A 22,055-nucleotide genomic window follows, 5' to 3' on the forward strand; every position below is an offset into this window, starting at 1 on the left:
ATTGCCCGGGCGATTATAACGAAGGTTGACTTAGGCCAGGGAATGCCAGGGGAACTAGTGGCGGTATATCCTGAGGTAGAAAGAGCAGGTATTTTGGCTGAAGTATACCGGCTGAGGCCAGACTTGGGGATATGATAATATGTGTGACTGGGTGTTATTCATGGCGGTAGTGTTGGTATCTTACTGGATTATCATGAAGTATTGGCCAGGATCATAGCCGCCTGATCATTGGATGCACGTCCGTTAGGGAGCGGTAAAAAAGGTGAGATCATGACGACATCAAACAGTAGTTTATTATATGCTTGTATCGCGCTTATTTTCATCGTCGGCTTAATCGAAGGGCTTTTACGGGCGCTAGAAACTTGGATGAAAAAGATACCATGGATGCCAGACGTTATTGAGAAACCTCTTGCTTACGTTGTTACTTTTATTGTTGGCTTTGTCATATGCTGGCGAGCCCACTTTAGTTTCTTTCCTCACCTTGACTGCATGTGGTTCGAGCGCGACTGGGAGGGTTGGGCAGCCACAAGCGGACTTCTATGCGCCGGCACTGGGTATTTGCGAGAGAGACTTGATCTGGTTTCCCTGCTCCCATATACCCTCGGTAATGCCTATAGCACATTCCGATCCGTTGCTTCAGCGGCGGCTACAGCAAAGACAACTACAGCGGATACATCAACAAGCAAAGATATTGCAAACGAACCTTTAGATGAGTAATTAGTTTATAGGGAGGTCTTAAAATGCGTATTTGTATTGACCCAGGTCACGGTGGGTATGATCCGGGTGCTGTAGGTCCCAGCGGAGTCCTCGAAAAAGACGTAACCCTGGCAGTATCCCTGCTACTGGCGGATTTACTCCGGCAAGCAGGTATAGAGGTGACGCTTACAAGAGACAGCGACGCAACGTCTTGGGATGAAGCTGGCGATCTTGGGACTCGTTGCAGCATTTCTGATCAATTTGGAGCTGATATATTCATCTCAATTCATGCCAATGCGGCGGCAAACCCAGCAGGACAGGGGATGGAGGTCTACACGACGCCGGGATATACAGATGCCGATGCTCTGGCTGAGTCGGTTATCAATTCAATGGAGGCAGCTTTCCCTGGTATGGTGTTTCGGGCGGATCCGATTGACGGTGATCAGGATAAGGAAGCTAATTACTACGTGCTTAAACGTACCAGTGCCCCTGCAATCCTGGTGGAACTGGCTTTTATCAGCAACCCGGATGAAGAGGCGTTGCTTAACTCACTCGCCTACCAGCAGCAGGCTGCCCTGGCCATAGCTCAGGGTGTCGGGAATCTGTATGGGTTTTCAGTAGGCCAGCCCGCACCGGACCCCAACGCTATAACAATAAAAGCAGGCGACCAGGCCTGCGCAGGCACACTGATCAACGGCACGGCATTCGCGCCGGTGCGCAAGCTAGCTGAGCTGCTGGGACGGACGGTGCGGTGGAATGGAGAAACTCGGACGGTTATCATCGAATGATAGGGGTGATTGACCTAGGTTGACTATATTACGTAGACGGATGGAGGTGTTAACAATAGGATGCCAGGTGTCTGACGTCTTAGAATATATTCCCAAAAAGAAGAGAGTAATCAAAAGCAGATCTATAATCTTAATGAATTAATCTGTTAAAAAACAGGCGGCCTCACCGGCGCCTGTTCAGTATATTTATACAATTACTTGACGAAAACAGCTTTTAGAATTTCTCATTTTGCGTGAGACAATTTCTCATTTTGCGTGAGAAGCTACAAATATGCCGCCGCACGATACTCAGGAAATGCCGCGGGAGGAAATAGCGCGTAAGGTTTAATACACAGCATAAGTTGTAACCAGAGTCGTCCATGGTGTTGAAACCTGCTTGGCTCCTCTGCTCCGCGTCTAGTAACAAGTTGTAGACAGTCTAAGGCGGTAAAAAGCTATGCTTTTTACCGCCGGTGTGATCAAGAATATTAGTATTTTTACTTTATATCAATAGCGGTGACTGAACCGTTCAGACTGGTTATCACCAGATATTCCCTGCCGGTTTGGGTGTCTTTGATCACCGTAAAACCACCGATATTTTTTGTTTCTCCCTCTTCCTGAATAATCTGAAACCTTTTGGCGCCATTCTCCGCGACACCAGGTTTATTTGGTTCCGGCGCCTGGTTTCCGGACTGCGCGGCACACCCCGCAGACAAAGTTAAAATCAATAAAATCAGAGCGATCAGCGCGAATCTTCTCACTATCTTCACCTGTACCTTTAAATTTCACAGAAACCGTTTTCACCCGCGTTTTACTAAAAATTATCGGCCTTAAGCAGCCTCTCTAATCCAGCAGGCGCTTAAGAATCTTGCCGTTGGCTGCTCTGGGCAATTCATTCCTGAATTCGTATACTTCCGGTATCTTATACAAAGCCAGGCGATCTCTCAAAAAATGAAAAAGTTCCTGTTTATCAGCTGAGCAGCCCTCTTCAAGAATGATGTAGGCCTTAATATCCTGCCCCTTAACCGGGTGGGGGATGCCAATCACAGCAGCTTCCTTCACTGCCGGGTGCTCTTCCAGGGTTTCTTCAATTTCCCTGGGATAAACATTGAACCCCGAGGTTATAATCAGCTCTTTCTTGCGGCCTACTATAAAAATGTAGCTGTCCTTATCTTTATAGGCCAGGTCGCCGGTGTAAAGCCAGTTGTCCCTGAGGGCCGACCTGGTTTCTTCCTCCCTGTTATAATACCCTTTCATAATGTTTGGTCCTCTGGTGATAAGCTCGCCTATTTCGCCGGCAGGCTGTTCGCTGCCTTCATCATTTACCACCTTGACCTCAACACCAGGCAGGGGCACTCCAACAGACTTGATTTTGCGGACCCCGTTTATTGGGTTTAAAGAAACCAGCGGTGAGGCCTCAGAGAGGCCGTATCCTTCAATAATGGGTGTATTAAATTTATTCTCAAATTCAATTAGGTTTTCAGCACTGATGGAGTCGCCGCCGGAGAAGGCATACCTGAGCCTGGGGAAAGAAACCTGGCTGCGCAGTTTTATGAGCACCGAAAACATGCTCGGTACACCGCAGAATACGGTTACCCCTTTCTCGAATAATACCTGCAGTATTTCTTTAGGCCTGAAATTATCCAGGATGGTGATGGTGCATCCCAGGTATAAAGGCAGCAGGACACTTGTCGCCCAGCCAAAACTGTGGAACATGGGCAGGAGGGCCAGGAAATTATCCGCCGCCCCAAAGCCGGAAATTTCATCCATAGCAATGACATTGGCGATCAAGTTGTTATGAGTAAGCATAACTGCCTTGGGCTTGCCAGTGGTGCCGGTCGTGTACAGAAACGTACATACGTCGCTGCTGTCGACCTTGGGGAAATCCACCGGCTGGGCCGCGCTTATTGCCTCCCGGCACGCTTCGTCTAGAGTGACCGTGGTAAAAGTTTGCTCCGGCAGCTGGCTAAAAGCGCGTCCAATCAATTTATTGGACAGGAGAAAGCTGGAGCCGGAGTCATGGATCATAAAAGCCAGTTCCCTTGGTGTTTGCAGAAGATTTAAAGGTACTGCAATACCACCGGCGCGTAAAATGCCAAGATAAGAATAGATAAACTCAGGGCAGTTGGAAAGAGCGATAGCTGCCCGTTCTCCGGCCTTCAGCCCTAGTTGTGAAAGATACCTGGCATAACCTTCAACATTTCGCTCCAGCTCGGCATAAGTAACTTCCTGCTCCTGAAATTTTAAGGCAATACCATCCAAGCACTGGTTGTTATTAAGGTGTATCTCAAAAAGATTCAATCTGGCAGACCTCCTTTCTGGTTCTTTTGGTCATTATTTTCGACGCGGGCATGCCTCAATCCTTCGCTGACAGGTCAAATGATCAGTGCTTTAAAAGGGTTTTTATAGATATTTGACCAGATGTCCCCGCTAAAGATATAATGAAAATGTTAATCAAAAGTCACGCGGGGGTCTTTGCTTGGAACCAGTTGTTACCGCAAAAAACCTGGTAAAAAAATATAACGGCAAGGCAGTAGTAAAAGGGATAAATTTTAGTGTCAAGGAGAGAGAATGCTTTGGGATTTTGGGGCCAAACGGCGCCGGGAAATCTTCAATAGCCAAAATGATTTATTGCTTTTCTCCCGTCACCCAGGGAGACCTGTATGTTTTAGGTATGGACGTCAGGGAAAAACAAAGGAGTATTAAAGAAGGATTGGGTGTGGTCCCCCAGGAGAACAACCTTGACACCGAACTGACCGTAATTGAAAACCTGCTTGTGTACGGCAGTTTTTTTAAGATCCCGGCACGGACGGTGCGGGAAAAATCCGAAGAAATGTTGGAGTTTTTTGAGCTGCTGGAATATAAAAATGAAAAGGTAGATAAGCTTTCGGGAGGCATGAAAAGAAGGCTGACCATAGCCAGGGCGCTGATTAATTCCCCGCAAATAATGATCCTGGACGAGCCGACCACCGGCCTTGACCCGCAGGCCAGGCACCTGGTCTGGCAGAGATTAAGGCGGCTGAAAGAGCAGGGAGTCACCCTGCTTTTAACCACCCACTACATGGATGAAGCCGAACACCTTTGCGACCGCCTGGTGGTAATTGATGAGGGAGTGATTTTAGAGGAAGGGCGGCCTCAAGAGCTTGTACACAAACACATCGGAAATGATGTGTTGGAAATAGGGCGAGGCGCGGAAATAGCGGGTGAAATTCTTAAAGTTGGGCAGCATGAAATCAAAGGATATAAAATAATAGGTGATATGCTTTTTGTTTACCCCGCAGACAGTCAGACTCTTATTGACAAACTACGGCCGTTTTCAGATGGCTTTTCTCATCAAATGCTGCGTCACGCCAACCTGGAAGATGTGTTTTTGAAGCTTACCGGAAAGGGGCTGGCGGAATAAACGTGTACAGGCCCGATTTATCACCCCTGGTCTGGCAGGTTTTCAGGAGAAACCTGCTGGTATACAGCAGGACATGGAAGGTAAGCCTGTCGTTTAATTTCTTTGAACCTCTTTTTTACCTGGCAGCCTTCGGGTTTGGCCTGGGCTCCTACGTGCAGCCCATGGAAGGGGTTTCTTACGTAAAATACCTGGCGCCCGGGCTTATCGCATCTTCTGCCATGTTTGCAACTGCTTACGAGTGCACTTACAGTATTTATATCAAAATGGAATTTCAGAAAGCTTACCAGGCCATTGTGGCCACTCCCGCCGGAGTGGATGACGTGGTTATGGGAGATATGCTCTTTGGCGCTTTCAAATCAGTCCTGTATGGCTCTGTCATTCTACTGGTTATAGCTGCCATAGGGTTGGTTTCTTCACCCTGGGCTCTTATGGTCCCACTGGTCCTGGCCCTGTCGGGCCTCCTATTTGCGGCGGTTTCCGCCACCTGGACTGGTTTGGTTCCCAACATAGACAGCTTCAACTATTTTTTTTCATTAATAATGACACCCCTTTTTCTCTTGTCAGGTGTTTTTTTTCCATTGACCGGTATGCCTGCGATAGTTCAAAAGATCGCCTGGCTCAGCCCGCTTTATCATATGGTTAACCTCACACGCGGCCTTGTCACCGGTACGGTGGACATCTATTTAATCGAAGACCTGGTATGGATTTTAGTGGCCGCAGTCGTACTCATACCGCTGCCGGTATTTTTGCTGCGCCGCCTGATTATAAAATAAAACTAACCGGAGGTGTTTAGCCTGGACAGGATAAAATCCGCCTATGAAATGGCCATGGAACGTTTTAAGCAAAGGAAAGAAGTGCCGCAATCTGAAATTGAAAGGATGGAGCTAATTCCTCAGGGGCAAGCCCTGGCAGCAAAATTTTTAAGAGAAAAAGAATTTGATATTTTATCTGAAGTGGAAAAACAGGCCGGGGACTTGAGGAAATACATCATTGAAGGAGTACAGGAAACCTTTCTAAACAATCTCCAAATGCCGGGAGACAAGGATACCATGGAGGCAAATAAAAAGGCTATGGAAGGCCTGCTGCTCATTAAAAAGAATAAAAATGCCTTGAAAGAGACCTTTGGCCAGCTTGAACACTTGTTTCAGTACTATGAAAGGACCATGGAACAAGCCTTTGGCCAATTCAAAGAAAGGTATGCGGCCAAAATGAGCGCCTCCTTAAAAAAACTGGAACAAAGGACCGGCCAAAAAATAAAGGCAGACCCGGAAAAGCAGCCTGGTTTCAGGGAGGAGTGGATGAGAGCTGTCAGCGGCATTAACAATCAGTATGAGCAGCTGCTGCGCGAACAAAAAGAAAAAATCAGGGCTTTGCCTTAAAAAATCAAAAAATAAAACAACAAGACAGGATTTACAGGATTTTATGGGATTAACAGGGATTATAAATAAATCACTTTTTTATAAAATCATATCTGTAAAAGTTTTTGCAGGACACCGTAAGGGTTCTTAATAGATTGAAGAATAAACATAATAATTAAAAATCCCTTATATATTTTAAAAATCCTGTAAATCATTATTTTTAATCCTGTTAATCCTGTCAATTTGTTTCATTTTAAAACTATTTATCTCCGGGTTTTTTAGCGGGCACAGGCCTGAAAATAAAAGTACCCGGATTTTTTTTGGCGCTGCCGCGCATCCCGGCCAGCAAATAAAATACTGCCGCCCCGGCTAAGGCCAGCCCGGCGGAACTCCAGAACATGAGGCCGGTATCCCTGGCCAGCAAATAGCCATACAGGGGAGGCCCGAAGGCAACACCAAAAAACCTGACACTCCCGTATAGGGAAGTAACCAGGCCGCGTTCTTCTATCGTAGCCGCGCTGGTGATCAGCGTATTCAAACAGGGGAGTACCAGTCCCGTCCCGATGCCAATGATGGAAACCGCGGCAAAGTAGATGACCACTCCTTTTGACAGCGGTAAAAAAGCCAGCGCCGCCGCCATAATAACAAGACCGGTTATTACCAGTACCTGCATGATCTTCTTTTCCTTTTTAATGACAAACCCGGTAATAAAGGAAGTGGCGCTCATAAATAAAACAGGTATGGCTAAAACCAGGCCCTTAGGCACACCATCCAGCCCATACTGCTGTTCGAGATATTCTGAGAGATAAAACAGCACGCCGAAAAGGACCATCAGTGCAATAGCGCCGGAAAAGTAAGAAGAGAGGAGCAGCCCTTTTTTTTCTTTAAATACTTTGGCAAATGATTTTAAATACTGAGATAATTTTTGGCTGGCTTGTTTAGGTGGTTCTTTAACTAGAAACCACATGCCCAAGACCACTGGGATCACTATAAAAGGGAAAAAAATAAAGACAGCGTACCAGGTGATCAGACCTATAGCTGAGCCCAGGATTGGACTGACTACCTTGCCCAGGCCATTGGAGGCTTCAATAGAACCGAGCGAGCGGCTGCGGTCCTCCCCCTTAAACAGGTCGCCGCACAAAGCCATGGCAATAGGCGCTGTTCCCGCCGCACCAATTCCCTGCAGCACCCTGCCGGCCAGGATCAGGAAAAATGCATTCTGTTTAAAAAAAACAGACGCTATGGCGGCAATAACGCCGCCCAAGCCGTAAATAATCAGCGCGGGTATAATCACCGGTTTTCTGCCGAAGCGGTCAGACAAAAACCCCGCCACCGGGATAATCAACCCCGCCGGCAGTGAAAACAAAGTTATAATCAAACTAACCTGCACGGTACTCAGGCTGAGCGATGTTTTAATATCCTGCAGAACGGGTATCAGCATGGAGTTGCCCAGGACCATGATAAAGGGTACACCAGCCAAAGCGGCCACAGAAAGCCAGAAGCTGCCCTGGGATTTTTGTATGCCAGTGTTTTCTGCCAAGAATTGCCCTCCTGTGATTTTTTATTTAAATTACCCCTCTTCTTCATAAAATAAACGCGGGCAAATACGTTTAATAAAGTATCCTTTTCAGGAAACACCCCCCTAATACCATGTACTGGTCAATTAATTGATAAAGGTATATATTAATAATAAAAGCTGCTTTTTCGATCCCTAACTGTTTCGCCTCAATTAATTGCAGGGAGAGTTTGTATATGGACAGAGAACTGGCTATGGAACTGGTAAGGGTGACCGAGGTTGCTGCACTGGCTTCAGCACAGTGGATGGGACGCGGCCGCAAAAACGAAGCTGATGAAGCAGCTACCAACGCTATGCGCAGGATGTTTGATTCAGTTACCATAAATGGCACGGTAGTAATCGGAGAAGGGGAAATGGATGAGGCGCCCATGCTGTACATAGGCGAAAAAGTGGGCAGCGCTGCATCACCTGAAGTAGATGTGGCTGTGGACCCGCTGGAGGGGACCAATATACTCGCCAAGGGCCTTCCTAATGCCATGTCGGTGATAGCGATTGCTGACAGGGGCAACCTGCTGCATGCCCCGGATATGTACATGGAGAAACTGGCGGTGGGTCCCAGGGCGGCCGGCCTGGTGCATCTGGACGCGCCAATAGAAGAGACCCTTGAAATAGTAGCTAAAGCTAATAATAAAAGGGTAAAAGAATGTGTTGTGATGATTTTGGAACGCCCCCGTCACGCCAAACTAATAGAAGCAGTCCGCCAAACAGGGGCAAGGGTAAGGTTGATTGGTGACGGTGATGTCAGCTCAGCCATTTCCACAGCCTTTGACGACACCGGGATTGACATTTGCGCGGGCATTGGGGGCGCCCCTGAAGGTGTTATTGCTGCCGCCGCGCTTAAATGTTTGGGCGGTGAAATGCAGGCCCGCCTGGTGCCGGAAGACGAAGATGAGTACAACAGGTGCGTGCAGATGGGTTTATCAGACCCGCGGCGCATCCTGAAAATGGACGACCTGGTCAGCGGCGACGACGCCATATTTGCCGCCACAGGTGTGACAGACGGTGAGCTTTTGAGGGGAGTCCGCTTTTACGGCGGTGAAAGAGCTGAAACCCACTCGGTGGTCATGAGGGCAAAAACCGGTACAGTCCGTTTCGTGCGGGCTATACATATGATTGCCAAAAAAACATACCCCATACTGAACGATTTTTAACTAGGTCGGAACTCCGTTGCGAGCGGCAGGAGATCTATGTCTGCCGCTTCTATTTTATTAAAGTGGGGAAACTAGAGTTACCTGTTTTTGGCCGGAGGGAAGGATTTTGGCTGATTTCTTTTATTTTGAAAATATTAGTTATCATTTAGGAGCGGCAGGCCGCCGGGTAATAGTTTCCGCCAGCCTGGCAGAAGGCGGCGTGCTGCTGATCAAAGGACCTTCCGGTGCGGGGAAAACAACTCTTTTGAAAATTCTGGCGCGGCTGCAGGAGTGTGACAGCGGGCAGGTCTTTTTTAAAGGCGAAAACTGGCTCACTATACCGGTACAGTTATGGCGTGCAATGATCAGTTGCAACTCCCAGAAACCCGCAGTCTTTAACGGCACAGTATTGGATAACTTGCGCCGGCCCTTTAGTTTGAAAATTAGAAAGGAAGCATTCAACCTGTCAGAGGCGGAAAAAGGCCTGCTGGAGTTATTGTTAAGCCGGGAGATACTGGGACAGGAAGCGCGTACGCTTTCCGGCGGGGAAGCCGCGCGAGTCGCACTGCTGCGGTCGGTTTTGTTAAACCCGGACATTTTGCTCCTTGACGAGCCCGCAGCGTCACTTGATGATAAGTCAGGCAGTGCGGTGAGGGATTTTTTATACCACTGGGTCAGGCAGAGACCCGGCCGCGGTATAATCATGGTATCACACCAACATGACTGCAATGACCTTCCAGGAACAAAGGTTTTAGACTTAGGGGTGCAGCAGCGGGGGGTGAATTAAGTGGATGTTGGAGTTATTCCTATTTCAAATTTTCAGCTCGGCTTAAGTGTTGTCTTAGTACTCATCACAGGTTTAATTTCCGCCGCCTTAAAACTGGAACTGTTGAAACCGTTAATATGGGGGACTGTTAGGACATTTGTTCAATTAACACTTATCGGCTATGCGCTAACACTAATTTTTCAGGTAAACAACCTGGCGTTGATCATTATTATCGTAACCTTGATGTGTCTTATTGCTTCAAGAACAGCCTCGCAAAGGACCCCCAACGCGGGCCGCGGCCCTTTGCTTCTTGGCTTTGTATCTCTCTGGGTCAGCACCTTTTTAGTGGGCTCTATTGTTGTGGTGCTTGTCATTTCTCCACAGCCGTGGTATTCAGCCAGAATAGTAATCCCGATCTTTGGCATGATCCTTGGCAATTCCATGAACGGTATCGCCCTTTCCCTTGACCGCCTGTTTTCAGAGGTAAAATCCAGGATATTGGAAATCGAGGCGCTGTTGAGTTTCGGAGCCACACCTTGGGAAGCTGTCAGGGATTGTGTGAAAGAGGCTCTCCGGGCGGGTATGACCCCGACCATAAACTCGCTTATGGTAGTTGGGCTCGTCAGTCTGCCAGGCATGATGACCGGCCAGATTCTTGGCGGTGCGGACCCGCAGCAGGCGGTGCGTTACCAGATTGTAGTGATGCTGATGATTGCAGCGGCAGTGGCTATAGGCTGCCTGCTGTTAATCCTGATGTCATATAAAAGATTGTTCACGAAAACAGACGCAATCTCTCCAGCTGTATTTACCGCTGACGGCAACAAAAGATAAAACAGGTTGCCTGACCAGCTTACATATGATAATTTAAGGTCAAGAGCAGGCGTTTGAAGCCGTTCAACAGGAAGGAGCTTAAATGGATTATAATCTAATCAGCAACCAAATTGTTTATGACATAGACGAAATATTAGAAATGCTTGAAGAATATTTAGAAGAATACTTGCTGTTGGAAAGGTATTTTGAAGACCAGTTGGTTGAATCCAGTATAATATATCTGGAAGACATTGAAGTGGAATACGACCCGGGTGATTACGGCAAATATTTTAAGCAGAAATACCTCAAGGAAGAAGTTGAAGATGAGGAATTTTCCAGGCTCTTAAGGAATAATTTCGCCACCGGTTTTTTTATCAACGGTTCTTTAATGGAGATTGAGATCCAAAACGGGCGTATTGTTTGTCTGGTAGGCAACAGAGGAGAACTGATCCTAAGAACAGGCCCCGAGAGCTACGTTTTTTCGCCGCTGTTCAAATTGACTATTAAACCGGACAGAGCTGAGGTTTTACTAAACGCGGTAATAGCAGCCTTTAAGAAAAACCACGAGAATATTACGAATGAAAAACTGAATGTAGAGTCTTTTTCAATGATTTCCGGTGTGTGCCTGATGGCCATGGCCAAAATTAATGAACTGCCGGCTAACAACTATGAGCTCAACCTGTCACATGATGAAATGCTGCTATTCGGTTTAGCTTTAAATCTTGCCGGTGAAAACGGGGATAAAGAAACAAAAATGGTTACAAGGATTATAATGGAGCAGATCAAAAAATATTTTCCGGAAATCGAACATATTTCACCTGAAAGTTTTGAAGCTCCTCCCAAGATGGGGCAGATCATTGATTTCAAAAAACCTGACAACGAAAGGAAATAGTGAAGGAGCCTGTCAGAGGATTGTAGGCAAGTGCAAAAATATAGGAAGGAGAGAATGCTGGTGTATAAAAATATTCTTATTCCTATAGATGGTTCGGAAAAAGCACTGCAGGCCGCCCGCCATGGAGCTAATCTGGCATCAAGAATAGGGGCCAGGGTGACGCTGTTCAACGTTACTCCAGTAATGCCTGCGGATGTTCGCGGCATGGTATTAAACAAGATTAACGCCCAGGGGCGGGAAACCCTGGAAAAGGTAGCGGCTGAATTAACAAGTTATAACGTACAGGTTGAAACAGAAATGATCATGGGGCACCCCGCGGAGGCCATCTGTAAAAAAGCAAAAACAGGCAGGTATGATTTAATCATAATGGGGAGCAGGGGACTGAGCGGCGTAAAAGGCTATTTGATGGGCAGTGTGAGCATAGCTGTGACCACCCACGCCTCCTGCCCGGTATTGATCGTACGTTAAACTCTATTTGTTCAATTCCATTACCATACGGATAATGTTTTTATTCAATGAAATAAAGTCAACGCTGTAAAGCTCCCTGTCTCTTTCAAGGTTATAAATTACCGCGTTGGTCAGTGGAATAAATTGAGAGGGCGAGTTTAGAAGGTCAAGCAGCCGCAGTGCGGGGAAACAATGGGCGTCCCCTTCTATTCTATTTATGTCGGTAATAATAATCACCCTGCTGCTTACTTTTTCAACATGTTTTTCCGGAGAGGATTTAATAATTCTCTTTTGTTTTTCATTCATCTTTTTCAGCCCTGCTTTTCTAAATAATTATGTCGGCTTTACCAATATATATATATCGGAAGTTTAAGCAAAAAGTATAGTTGCTTTTTTTAAACAATAACAGATGGAGTGATAAAAATGCATGTGGCAGGTACCTCGATCAAGATTGGCAGCTGTGAAATCAAGAACAGGTTCTTAAGGTCCGCGACTGTGGAGAGCATGGCTGATATCGACGGTTTCGTTACGGACGCTCTGCTGAGACTCTATTATGACCTGGCCAGGGGAGGGACAGGCCTGATCATAACAGGCGCAGCCACCGTGGAACAAAACGGCAAGGCTTTTATCAACCAGATCTGTGTTTATGATGATAAATATATACCGGGCTTAAAAAAACTGTCCGGTATTATCCATAAATATGGTGACGGGTGCAAATGCGCTGTCCAGCTGTTTCACCAGGGTACTTCAGGATATGGCTTCTCCTACGGGGCAACAGACAGGGGATACAGCCTCAACGATGTGAGTGAAGAGGATATTAAAGCCACCATCAGGGCTTTTGGCGCCGCAGCCGGCAGGGTTAAGGAAGCGGGCTTTGACGCGGTTGCTGTGCACGGCGCGCACGGTTACCTGCTGAGTGAATTTCTTTGCCCTGTTACTAATAACCGGTCTGATCAATGGGGCGGCAGCCTGGATAACAGGATGCGGTTTATCATGGAAGTTTACAGCGCCATTCGTGCGCGGGTAGGCGGCAGCTTCCCCATATTATGGAAGCTGAATACCGCAGATTATCTTGAGGAAGGGAACGGCATTAAAGAATATGCCCAGGTTGCCAAAAGGCTGGCTGAGCAGGGTGTGGACCTGATTGAACTGAGCGGCGGCATCACAGGACAGGTGAAATTACGGGCTAAACTAAGAAAAGAAGCCGGCACCAAAGAAGCATATTTTGCATGGGCTGTAGATACCATGCGTGAGGCTTTGGCCGGGACTAACACCGCCCTGGCGCTGACCGGCGGTATCCGCTCGCTGCCGGCTATGGAAAAACTGCTGCAAAACGGAACTGACTTAATTGGAATTTGCCGGCCGTTAATCTGTGAGCCGGATTTCCCTGACAGGCTTTTAAAGACACCTGACCGCAGGGAGAGTAAATGTACTTCATGTAACAAATGCCTTCTCCATATCGCCAGGCAGCCCGTCAAATGTGTTGAATTCGACCCTTTCAGAAATATATTTTCATCACTTGTCTGATTAATAACCGGTGATTTTTATGGGACAGCGCATCAGGAAAGAAGGTAAATTTTTAATAATTGAAGAAAATAACTGGATTAACAGTACCTGTGAGATCAGTCTCTGTGACGGTGAGAACTGCCTGGCACGGTCAAAAATAAGCACTGCCTGCGGTAAATGGATATTTGACCACATATTTGTAGCTGAAGAACACAGGGCCAAAGGTTATGGATCCGAGGTGCTGAATAAATTAACCGATTATCTTGACCAGAACCGTCTGGATTTGTACGCTTATATTCATTCTACAGGATCTTTGGATGACAGGCAGCTTTTAGCATGGTATAAACGTCACGGGTTTATGGAGTCAAGTGACGGGAGTTACCCTCTGGTTAGGTCGTACAGAAACAACTCTATTTAATTCAGATAACAAAGTTGCTGGTTATGTCGTTTTTATACGCGCTAAGGTTGACAAACCTTTAAGTGTCAGGTATTTTAAAGATCAAAGCATATTTATGGAAAAATATATGGTTAGTTAAGCTGATTAAAGGAAAAAATAATGACATTTCCATCATCATTTAATAAAAAGCATATAATAAGTGACATTCCCTGGGTTCAGGAAATTCTGGAAATCATCAAAAAAGATCAGTCTGATAAGTACCTGCACATTAAAACAGGGCAGGATTGTCTGAAAAGTTTAGGGAAAAACTAAACCAACAAAAACTATAAAATTAATGTTATACCCCAAATCATCCAGGTTTGGGGTTTTTATTCAGCGCTTTCCCTGACAATAATGTACAATAATTTTGGTTATTAATTACAGGTAATCTGCTTTAAAAGTTGTATATATTTTATTAGATAGTACTGGCTGTATCAGTATAGGGGAGCATAGTTGGTAAGGAGACTGTTTAGATGGTCATTAACCGGCAAAAGTCTTTCATCATATTAAGTATAATATTTTTGGTAATTTTTCTTCTCTGCCTGCCGCCTTTGATTTGCGCACATATATATACAAACCGTATATTGTCGAATTTTTCTGGTATGCAGACTTTTTTGTCCATGGAGCAGACCTCACTTATATATGATCAGGACGGGAATATAGCTGCGGAAGTTTATGCGGAGATAAACCGCCTGCCTGTGCAGCTGGATGATATACCACCACATGTACAGCAGGCTTTTGTGGCAATTGAGGATGAAAGATTCTACAAACATCACGGCATTGATTTGAGAGCAATTTTGCGGGCTGTGTTCAGTTATTACACCTCGGGGGAAGTAAGCCAGGGCGCCAGTACCATTACCCAGCAGACCATGAAAATGTTGTTTTTGTCACCGGAGCAAACCTTATCACGAAAGGTAAAGGAAGCCTGTTTAGCTGTTGATTTTGAAACACGTTACACTAAGGATGAGATACTGGGGCTTTACTTAAACCAGGTCTATTTCGGAGAAGGCGCTTACGGTATCCAGAGCGCTTCAAAAACCTACTTCAATAAAGACTGCACTGACCTAACCCTCGCCGAGGGGGCCTTGCTGGCCGCCTTGGTACAAGCGCCCAGTGCCTATGATCCTTATATTAATCCTGTTGATTCCATGCAGCGGCGCAATGTTGTACTGGGGAAAATGGTCCAGCAGGGATATATTGACAGTGAACAGGGCCGTGAGGCCCAGGAACAGGCTTTGAATCTCAGCAGGGAAGAGACCTCCAGCAAAAACAATTCTTATTTTATTGATTATGTAATTGACGAAGCCACTTCCATAGTAGGCGAGTATAAGCTTTTTAAAGGCGGCCTGAAGATCCACACCACCCTGGAGGGGGACATCCAAAAGAAAGCTGAAAGCGTGTTCCAGCGCCCGAATCTGCTGCCGGACGATAAAGTCCAGTCGGCGCTGGCCTTGCTGGAAAGTGAAACAGGCGGGATCAAAGCACTGATCGGCGGGAGGGAGTATTTAACCAGGCGTGGTTTTAACAGGGCTACCCAGTTAATGAGGCAGCCAGGCTCAGCTTTTAAACCTGTGGCCGTATACGCCCCTGCTTTTGAGCTCAACTACCGGGCTGATTCTGTTATTTCTGACACACCATTTAAAGTCGGCAGCTATGAACCCCATAACTCAGACGGTAATTTTTACGGGCAGATCACCATCCGGACCGCGGTACAGTGGTCCAGGAATGTCGCCGCGGTCCGTCTCCTTAATACTATAGGAATTGACCGCGGGTTTGAGATGGCTCAAAAATTAGGGTTTGAGCTGACTGAAGACGACCGCTGTCTGGCCATGGGACTGGGTGGCTTGACCAAAGGAGTGTCCCCCCTGCAAATGGCCGGCGCTTATGCTGCTTTTGCCAACGGCGGGGTATATATAAAACCTTATGCTATAGATTATATTGAAGATGCGGATGGCCAGGTCATCTACCGCCACCCGGAGGGTAAGCCTGTAATGATGCCGGCCACAGCCAATACCATGAAGGATGTCCTGCGTTCAGCGGTCAGCGGGGGCACCGGTTACCGGGCAGGTGTCTACGGCATAGAAACAGCAGGCAAGACAGGCACTACCGAACTGCCGGACACAGCTGTATTCCGCGGCTTAAGCGGGAATAAAGACGCCTGGTTTGTAGGCTTTACCCCGCGTTACACCGCTGCGGTATGGCTGGGATACGATGAAAAAGACATGGACAGACAACATTACCTCACTTCCTACGGGGGGAATAAGCCTGCCGAAATTTTCCGCCTGGTAATGGCCAATGTGATGGGAGTAAGCGAAAGTATGTACTACAGCGGCGCAGCCCCGCCCAAAAAGGAAAATGATAAAGAAAAGGCCGCTGAGGCAAAAGGGGCAGAGCAAAAGAAAACAACGGAAACCACTGGCGTGAAGCAGGAAAAACAGGAAGACGGAGTAAAAACGCCGCAGGACGGTAAAGAAACCAATACAACTAAGACCGAGGTAAAGGAGCAAACTGAAGTCAAAGATAATACTATAAAGCCCAAAACCCCTTAAATAATAATTGCCTGTTATGCAGCGGCGTCAGCCAGGACTGCCCGCAGATTGATGCGCTTTCCGGAGCGTATAAGTAATGATTGGGAATGCCGCCCCTTCAATACCTGCAAGGGAATTGAGAGGGGGTTATAATATGTTATAATAAAAATTGGTTTTATAAGTGAGGAAACAAAGTAAAGAAGAATCGAGTGATTAAATGAAAGCGCTTGTACTGGCGGAAAAGCCGAGCGTAGCCAGGGAAATTGCCAGGGTTTTAAAATGCGGGTCTAAGAATAAGGGGTACCTGGAGGGGCCTCAATATGTGGTAACCTGGGCGCTAGGCCACCTGGTTACCCTTGCTGAACCTGATGATTATGACCATAAATACAAAGAATGGCGCCTGGAGGATCTGCCCATGCTGCCGGCCAGCATGAAATTGAAAGTGATCAGGCAAACTTCCCACCAGTTTCAGGTTATACGTAATTTAATGAAGCGGCATGATCTCAAAGAACTGGTGATAGCCACAGATGCCGGCCGAGAAGGTGAACTGGTGGCACGCTGGATCATGGCCCTGGCCAACTGGAGAAAACCTTTCAAACGCCTGTGGATCTCATCACAAACTGATGACGCTATTCGCGAGGGATTTGCCAACTTAAAGGCCGGCACGTCTTACAACAACCTGTACGACGCCGCTGTATGCCGGGCTGAGGCGGACTGGCTAATCGGGCTCAATGTAACCAGGGCCCTAACCTGTAAATTTAATGCCCAGTTAAACGCAGGCAGGGTCCAGACCCCAACCCTGGCTATGATTGTTAACAGGGAAGAAGAAATAAAAAAATTTGTTCCTGTGGACTACTGGACTGTCAGAGCGGATTTCGGCGACTATTTTGCTGACTGGCGCGGGCCGGACAACAACGGCCGGATCTTTAACTACGCCCGGGCGGAAGATATAGCGGCTAAAATCAAGGGGCGCCAGGGTGTGGTAAAGGATGTCCGCATCGAGAGCAAGAGCGAGCCGGTACCCCTGGCTTATGATCTGACGGAATTACAGAGGGACGCCAACAGGCGGTACGGGTTTTCAGCCCAGAAAACCCTGTCCTTACTGCAAGACCTTTACGAGCAGCATAAACTGGTTACCTACCCGAGGACCGATTCCCGCTACATTACCTCTGATATTGTGCCAACGCTCGCTTCCAGGCTGAAAAGCATTTCGGTTGCTCCGTATGCCGAGTTGGTCAAACCATTGCTGCAAAAGCCCTTGCAGCCGACAAAACGCTTTGTTGACAACAGTAAGGTCGCAGACCACCATGCCGTCATCCCAACCGAACAGCCATTGCGTTTAACCTCTTTAAAAGAAGATGAAAGGAAAATTTATGATTTAATCGTGCGAAGGTTTATTGCTGTTTTGTACCCGCCTTACCGTTACGACCAGACTACTATAATTACCGCGGTCAACGGAGAGAACTTTTACGCCAGGGGCAAGGTGGTCAAAGATAAGGGCTGGCGGGCTGTTACCTCTAAACCTGCGGAGAAAGACGACCCGGACAGCGAGGCGCTGCCCGAACAGACTCTGACCATGCAAAAGAAAGGCGACATAAAGCAAGTTAAAAGTTACAAGATAAACAAATCAAAAACCAAGCCGCCGGCCCGTTATAATGAAGCGACCCTGCTGACAGCCATGGAGAGCCCCGGCAAATTTATTGAAGATGAAGAATTGCGGGAGAGCATGAAAGGCAGCGGCCTGGGAACTCCCGCGACCCGGGCGGAAATTATAGAAAAACTGCTTAACACCAGCTATATCGAGCGGCAGGGCAAAGAATTGGTTCCCACATCGAAAGGCATGCAGTTGATCAAACTGGTGGCTCCGGCCTTAAAAACCCCTGAATTGACCGCCCAGTGGGAGCAGAGGCTTTCCGATATTGCCAGGGGCAAGGGCAGTAAAACTGAATTTATGGCCGATATCCGTAAAAACGCCATTGAACTGGTCAAAAGTGTAGTGGCGGATAATGCTGTTTATAAGGCTGACAATATTACCAGGACCAAATGCCCCGTTTGCGGCAAGTATCTGCTGCTGGTTAACGGCAAGAGAGGGAAGATGCTGGTTTGCCAGGACCGCGCCTGCGGTCACCGGCAGCCTGAAAAACAGGATGAATTTGGGTATAAGAGTTCCAAGCACGCCAGCAGGGTCAACCAAAGGCTTATCGACCAGTACAGCGACCAGGGCTCAGTCGGGCAGAACCTGGGCGATTTGCTGAAGGCTGCCCTGCAAAAAGAAAAACCAACTGAAAAGGATTAACACCAAGTACCCAAAATACGTCGGGGACATACCTCCCCTCAGAAAAGACCAAAGTCAAAGGTATGTCCTCTTTCCTATGAGCCGCTTTTACGCGGTGTTTTCTTTTTTTAAAATAAGTAATAGTGAGCATAATAATTAAAGCATTAAAGTTGCCAATACAGGTATGAGGCAGGTTATTTATTCTGGAGATGATGACAAGGAAGCTTATATACTATTCTTTCTTTGCATTACAGTTTATGGTTATTCTCGCTCTTATAAAAACAGACAAAGCCGATTACCTCAAAGATGTAGCCTTCACAACTTTAATTATAGCCATTTATATATTCCTGGAATTTAAATACAACCTGAGCATCAGCAACTATATTAGAGTCTGTGTTCTGCTGCTGGTGTCTAGATTGGTAATATATACCAACCTGGTCTTTTTCGTTTGAAAGATAATATTTATTGGTAAAAATAATTAATCCAATCTTAAAAGCATATTTCTCTTTGCTCATTCGCGGGTGATAATATAAAACCGGAATAGCATTGTGGACTTACTGTAATATGGGCGTGATCCATCCAATGATATAAACAGAATTAGTGATTTCCCAGGAGTATAAAGCAAAGGATAACTAACCTGTTTAAGTACATAATATTTTAGGTATTAGGATTGGAGTGAGAATTAGAATGTATAAACCTGTGATAGACTTTCATGTTCACCTGTCAGAATATGAGTCCTTTGGTGAAGATGCCTTTAATTTCTTTGCAAGCGCCTTCCCCTCCAAAGAAGAATACGTTGAGTTTTGCAGAATTCAGAGTGACCCTCAGGCCTTTTTGCAGCTGATGGACCATAATGGAGTAGATTATTCAGTAGTATTAGCAGAGATTTCACCTCTGTCAACTGGTATTGCCACAAATGAAATGGTAGAAGCTTTCTGCCAGGCGAGTCCGAGATTAATACCGTTTTGCACTATAAATCCCTATCTGCACCCGAATATGGGCAAAATGTTAGAGGACTTAATTCTAAATCATGGCTTCAAGGGGCTTAAGCTTTTACCCTCATACAATTACTTTTATCCCAATGACAATTTCCTCTACCCCTTGTATGCTGTTGCCGAAAGGCTTGGCATACCTGTGCTTTTCCATACAGGATCCTCGATATTTACAGGCGTCCGTATTAAGTATGCCAATCCCATTTTTTATGATGATGTGGCTATAGACTTTCCGGACATGAAGATCATTATGGCACACGGCGGTCGTGGCCTGTGGTACAATGAAGCAATAAACATGGCTCGCCTGCACAAGAATATTTATATCGAAGTATCAGGCTTGCCCCCCAAAAAGCTGCTTGAATTCTTCCCTGATATGGGTCGATTTTCGCATAAATTTATTTTTGGCACTGACTGGCCCAGTGTGGATGTCAAAAAGAATATCGAAATAATCAGGAATTTAAATATCTCTGATGAGGCCATTGCGAGGATACTCGGAGAAAACGCTAAGCAGCTCTTGGAATTGGATTGATCAGAAAATATTTTAACGCGCTGGAATTGTTCCCGGCGCGTTAATTATTTTCCGTTTAATCTTCCGGTTTTTCTAAGCTAATGTACAGTTCTTTTGGCTTGCATAATTAGGGAACAAAAAGACCAAAAATATTTTATTACAGGAAGGATTTATTTTAAATGAAATGAACTTTTAATGTAGTTTTTTGGTTTTCCGCATTCTGACCATAGGCGGAGGAATCAGTACTATGTCTGACGATAAGATTTGCTTCTGCGGCAGCATGAGAAGGCATAAAAAATGCCACCCGGATATATCCTGGGAAAGCCTTGCCGCCAAAATGCTGTCTTTGTATGCGGAGTCAGACAGACTTATTGACACCCATTACTCTAAAAACCGTGTTAAGCCGGTATGCAGAAAAGGATGCAGTGAGTGCTGCAGCACCGTTTTTAGCGTCTCAATAGTAGAATTTTTTTTAATTTGCCGCGAAATGATCAAGTTTGATCATAAAAGAGTGGCGCTGGTTAAGCAAAGGGTTTTGCAGAGCATATCTTACTTAAACAGCAAGCAGCCCCAGTTGTTAGATTATTTCAGGTCTAACCACTCGGGGCTTGACTTTAAAGAAATGTCACTGAAAGTCTATGAATTATCAAAAGGTGTTAAAATTGATTGTCCCTTTTTAACTGAGCTGACAAACAGGGAAAGGATTTGTTCAGTTTATAATGTAAGACCATTAATTTGCAGGATAGCAGGAACATCGTTTTACTCCAACGACGAAAATATGTATATATGTTCACATATAGGCACTAACAAAACAATAATGTCCAGCGGGCCAAGCACGGTGGATATTTGGGGCAGCTTTATAAAAGAGATCCTGACAGTCACTTATAATGATGCGATCTACAGAGGAACTGTTTACCCCCTCATTTATTGGCTGTACCTGGCACTAAACGAACTGGAAAACCTTAAAATCTATCTTGGCGGAGAACGGCACCAAAAATACTTTCAGATGCCTTACACTAAAGCTAAAGAAAAAGTCCTCCTGGGATTATCATAGAAATCTTTAAAAGTGTTACATTAATGATAGTAAAAAGCAACTTGAGATTAAGATTCTTCATATGGGAGGCAATCAATGTTTAAACCAGGAGTCGGGTTTCATTACAATATAAGCAATCTGGAACTTACTTTGTCATTCTATACTGAAAAGCTTGGTTTCAAGGAGCTTTATTGCGATGCAAACAACGGGCAGTCTATAGTCACCACGAACACTGAAGATTGTTTTATCGGGTTTGCTGAGGCTCAGCCAATCAGCCCTTCCTCCACCTGCATCACATTTGAAGTGGAGAACATTGAGCAGGCGGTCCAGAATCTGCAGCAAAAAGGCATCGAGTTTAAAGGCGGCATCATTGTAGTTCCTGGTGTAGTCAAACTGGCCAAATTCTTTGACCCCGACGGATACAAACTGATGCTTTCGGAAAGAATCATCCAACACTTTTAAAAGGGTTATTATCCCAGGTAAGCGTCTACAACCAGGGAATTATACAGCAGTTTCTCTCCCAATCCTGTCATTTCTATTGCCCCGTTCTGCAGCACATACCCTCTGCGGGCAACTTTCAGCGCTTTGCGGGCGTTCTGTTCAACCAGGAGGATGGTAATGCCCTATCTTCTTCCGCCATACTGCTATTTTTCGTTTATAAGGGAGCAGTCCCTGTGGCCGGAAAATACACATCAAGATCAAAATCAGCCCCAAAATCATGCGCTCGTACTTGGCAGGGTCAAACTGGGATGGTATGACGAGAATACCCTGACTCCTGGTCTTCATAAATAGTCTGGCCTTCCCTGACCAGGCGCACGCCGCTTTCCACCCAGTAGGCCTTGCTGGCAGAGGCGGTAGTACCGCTGTCTGATGGCTCCTCTGTACCGAATTATGCTTACTGTTTTAGTTGCGCCGTCCCAGCCTGCTTTCGC

The 22,055-nt window shown here is 46.1% G+C and carries 22 protein-coding genes; 17 read left to right on the plus strand and 5 right to left on the minus strand.

Annotated features, from left to right (window positions below):
* Positions 1 to 228: 228 nt before the first annotated feature.
* Entirely contained in the window at positions 229 to 717 is a 489-nt protein-coding gene (locus tag Pmgp_RS04065) for a hypothetical protein (RefSeq protein WP_134212697.1), read from the plus strand.
* A gap of 23 nt (positions 718 to 740) precedes the next feature.
* On the plus strand, positions 741 to 1,484 hold the full coding sequence (locus Pmgp_RS04070; RefSeq protein ID WP_134212698.1) for an N-acetylmuramoyl-L-alanine amidase: 744 nt from the start codon (positions 741 to 743) through the stop codon (positions 1,482 to 1,484).
* A 476-nt stretch (positions 1,485 to 1,960) separates the two neighbouring features.
* Here Pmgp_RS04070 and Pmgp_RS04075 read toward each other — a convergent pair whose 3' ends face one another.
* On the minus strand, positions 1,961 to 2,224 hold the full coding sequence (locus tag Pmgp_RS04075; protein WP_153189183.1) for a hypothetical protein: 264 nt from the start codon (positions 2,222 to 2,224) through the stop codon (positions 1,961 to 1,963).
* Between the two features lie 82 nt (positions 2,225 to 2,306).
* Positions 2,307 to 3,764 (minus strand): long-chain-fatty-acid--CoA ligase, encoded by a 1,458-nt coding sequence (locus tag Pmgp_RS04080; protein ID WP_134212700.1) that lies wholly within the window; start codon positions 3,762 to 3,764, stop codon positions 2,307 to 2,309.
* Positions 3,765 to 3,942: 178 nt separating this feature from the next.
* On the opposite strand from Pmgp_RS04080, the gene Pmgp_RS04085 reads away from it, so the two are divergent.
* The 3 genes from Pmgp_RS04085 to Pmgp_RS04095 are packed head-to-tail and all read left to right on the plus strand — an operon-like array spanning position 3,943 to position 6,245.
* A complete protein-coding gene (locus Pmgp_RS04085) occupies positions 3,943 to 4,866 on the plus strand; it encodes an ATP-binding cassette domain-containing protein (protein WP_134212701.1) in 924 nt (307 codons plus the stop codon).
* 2 nt (positions 4,867 to 4,868) lie between these two features.
* On the plus strand, positions 4,869 to 5,639 hold the full coding sequence (locus Pmgp_RS04090) for an ABC transporter permease (RefSeq protein ID WP_134212702.1): 771 nt from the start codon (positions 4,869 to 4,871) through the stop codon (positions 5,637 to 5,639).
* 54 nt (positions 5,640 to 5,693) lie between these two features.
* Entirely contained in the window at positions 5,694 to 6,245 is a 552-nt protein-coding gene (locus Pmgp_RS04095) for a DUF6657 family protein (RefSeq protein WP_192902778.1), read from the plus strand.
* A gap of 238 nt (positions 6,246 to 6,483) precedes the next feature.
* On the opposite strand, the gene Pmgp_RS04100 is transcribed toward Pmgp_RS04095, so the two are convergent.
* On the minus strand, positions 6,484 to 7,764 hold the full coding sequence (locus Pmgp_RS04100) for an MFS transporter (protein ID WP_282432872.1): 1,281 nt from the start codon (positions 7,762 to 7,764) through the stop codon (positions 6,484 to 6,486).
* A gap of 212 nt (positions 7,765 to 7,976) precedes the next feature.
* On the opposite strand from Pmgp_RS04100, the gene glpX reads away from it, so the two are divergent.
* The 5 genes from glpX (at position 7,977) to Pmgp_RS04125 (ending at position 11,866) form a co-directional block, all read left to right on the plus strand.
* Positions 7,977 to 8,951 carry a class II fructose-bisphosphatase gene (gene glpX / locus Pmgp_RS04105; protein ID WP_134212704.1) on the plus strand — a complete coding sequence of 325 codons (975 nt, stop codon included), beginning with the start codon at positions 7,977 to 7,979 and terminating at the stop codon, positions 8,949 to 8,951.
* A gap of 106 nt (positions 8,952 to 9,057) precedes the next feature.
* Positions 9,058 to 9,717: an ABC transporter ATP-binding protein gene (locus tag Pmgp_RS04110; protein WP_192902779.1), complete on the plus strand. Its 660-nt coding sequence runs from the start codon at positions 9,058 to 9,060 to the stop codon at positions 9,715 to 9,717.
* Positions 9,718 to 10,527, plus strand: a complete 810-nt coding sequence (locus Pmgp_RS04115; RefSeq protein ID WP_134212706.1) for an ABC transporter permease — start codon at positions 9,718 to 9,720, stop codon at positions 10,525 to 10,527.
* Between the two features lie 82 nt (positions 10,528 to 10,609).
* Positions 10,610 to 11,398, plus strand: coding sequence for a hypothetical protein (locus Pmgp_RS04120; RefSeq protein WP_134212707.1), 789 nt, complete (start codon positions 10,610 to 10,612; stop codon positions 11,396 to 11,398).
* 54 nt (positions 11,399 to 11,452) lie between these two features.
* Positions 11,453 to 11,866: a universal stress protein gene (locus tag Pmgp_RS04125; protein WP_243119722.1), complete on the plus strand. Its 414-nt coding sequence runs from the start codon at positions 11,453 to 11,455 to the stop codon at positions 11,864 to 11,866.
* Positions 11,867 to 11,869: 3 nt separating this feature from the next.
* On the opposite strand, the gene Pmgp_RS04130 is transcribed toward Pmgp_RS04125, so the two are convergent.
* On the minus strand, positions 11,870 to 12,151 hold the full coding sequence (locus Pmgp_RS04130) for a DUF6812 domain-containing protein (protein WP_134212709.1): 282 nt from the start codon (positions 12,149 to 12,151) through the stop codon (positions 11,870 to 11,872).
* Positions 12,152 to 12,268: 117 nt separating this feature from the next.
* On the opposite strand from Pmgp_RS04130, the gene Pmgp_RS04135 reads away from it, so the two are divergent.
* The 7 genes from Pmgp_RS04135 (at position 12,269) to Pmgp_RS04170 (ending at position 21,585) form a co-directional block, all read left to right on the plus strand.
* The gene (locus tag Pmgp_RS04135; RefSeq protein WP_134212710.1) at positions 12,269 to 13,372 is read left to right on the plus strand and encodes an NADH:flavin oxidoreductase; all 1,104 of its coding nucleotides are present in this window, start codon (positions 12,269 to 12,271) and stop codon (positions 13,370 to 13,372) included.
* Positions 13,373 to 13,391: 19 nt separating this feature from the next.
* Positions 13,392 to 13,769, plus strand: coding sequence for a GNAT family N-acetyltransferase (locus Pmgp_RS04140; protein ID WP_134212711.1), 378 nt, complete (start codon positions 13,392 to 13,394; stop codon positions 13,767 to 13,769).
* A gap of 620 nt (positions 13,770 to 14,389) precedes the next feature.
* Positions 14,390 to 16,336, plus strand: coding sequence for a transglycosylase domain-containing protein (locus tag Pmgp_RS04145; protein ID WP_205077937.1), 1,947 nt, complete (start codon positions 14,390 to 14,392; stop codon positions 16,334 to 16,336).
* A 196-nt stretch (positions 16,337 to 16,532) separates the two neighbouring features.
* Positions 16,533 to 18,611, plus strand: a complete 2,079-nt coding sequence (locus Pmgp_RS04150) for a DNA topoisomerase III (RefSeq protein ID WP_134212713.1) — start codon at positions 16,533 to 16,535, stop codon at positions 18,609 to 18,611.
* A gap of 666 nt (positions 18,612 to 19,277) precedes the next feature.
* Positions 19,278 to 20,111 carry an amidohydrolase family protein gene (locus Pmgp_RS04160; RefSeq protein ID WP_134212715.1) on the plus strand — a complete coding sequence of 278 codons (834 nt, stop codon included), beginning with the start codon at positions 19,278 to 19,280 and terminating at the stop codon, positions 20,109 to 20,111.
* 226 nt (positions 20,112 to 20,337) lie between these two features.
* Positions 20,338 to 21,144, plus strand: coding sequence for a YkgJ family cysteine cluster protein (locus Pmgp_RS04165; RefSeq protein WP_134212716.1), 807 nt, complete (start codon positions 20,338 to 20,340; stop codon positions 21,142 to 21,144).
* A 75-nt stretch (positions 21,145 to 21,219) separates the two neighbouring features.
* Positions 21,220 to 21,585, plus strand: a complete 366-nt coding sequence (locus Pmgp_RS04170) for a VOC family protein (RefSeq protein WP_134212717.1) — start codon at positions 21,220 to 21,222, stop codon at positions 21,583 to 21,585.
* A gap of 138 nt (positions 21,586 to 21,723) precedes the next feature.
* Here the strand turns inward: Pmgp_RS04170 and Pmgp_RS04175 are convergent, their stop codons facing one another.
* Entirely contained in the window at positions 21,724 to 21,909 is a 186-nt protein-coding gene (locus tag Pmgp_RS04175) for a hypothetical protein (RefSeq protein WP_134212718.1), read from the minus strand.
* Positions 21,910 to 22,055: the final 146 nt, after the last annotated feature.

The organism is Pelotomaculum propionicicum, from assembly GCF_004369225.1.
Lineage (GTDB): Bacteria > Bacillota > Desulfotomaculia > Desulfotomaculales > Pelotomaculaceae > Pelotomaculum_B > Pelotomaculum_B propionicicum.

Coding starts and splice junctions, on each gene's coding strand:
- Pmgp_RS04070 (WP_134212698.1), top strand. CDS start 741: ATGCGTATTTGTATTGACCCAGGTCACGGTGGGTATGATCCGGGTGCT.
- Pmgp_RS04095 (WP_192902778.1), top strand. CDS start 5,694: ATGGAACGTTTTAAGCAAAGGAAAGAAGTGCCGCAATCTGAAATTGAA.
- glpX (WP_134212704.1), top strand. CDS start 7,977: ATGGACAGAGAACTGGCTATGGAACTGGTAAGGGTGACCGAGGTTGCT.
- Pmgp_RS04120 (WP_134212707.1), top strand. CDS start 10,610: ATGGATTATAATCTAATCAGCAACCAAATTGTTTATGACATAGACGAA.
- Pmgp_RS04125 (WP_243119722.1), top strand. CDS start 11,453: ATGCTGGTGTATAAAAATATTCTTATTCCTATAGATGGTTCGGAAAAA.
- Pmgp_RS04130 (WP_134212709.1), bottom strand. CDS start 12,151: ATGAATGAAAAACAAAAGAGAATTATTAAATCCTCTCCGGAAAAACAT.
- Pmgp_RS04135 (WP_134212710.1), top strand. CDS start 12,269: ATGCATGTGGCAGGTACCTCGATCAAGATTGGCAGCTGTGAAATCAAG.
- Pmgp_RS04140 (WP_134212711.1), top strand. CDS start 13,392: ATGGGACAGCGCATCAGGAAAGAAGGTAAATTTTTAATAATTGAAGAA.
- Pmgp_RS04145 (WP_205077937.1), top strand. CDS start 14,390: ATGCAGACTTTTTTGTCCATGGAGCAGACCTCACTTATATATGATCAG.
- Pmgp_RS04150 (WP_134212713.1), top strand. CDS start 16,533: ATGAAAGCGCTTGTACTGGCGGAAAAGCCGAGCGTAGCCAGGGAAATT.
- Pmgp_RS04160 (WP_134212715.1), top strand. CDS start 19,278: ATGTATAAACCTGTGATAGACTTTCATGTTCACCTGTCAGAATATGAG.
- Pmgp_RS04165 (WP_134212716.1), top strand. CDS start 20,338: ATGTCTGACGATAAGATTTGCTTCTGCGGCAGCATGAGAAGGCATAAA.
- Pmgp_RS04170 (WP_134212717.1), top strand. CDS start 21,220: ATGTTTAAACCAGGAGTCGGGTTTCATTACAATATAAGCAATCTGGAA.
- Pmgp_RS04175 (WP_134212718.1), bottom strand. CDS start 21,909: ATGAAGACCAGGAGTCAGGGTATTCTCGTCATACCATCCCAGTTTGAC.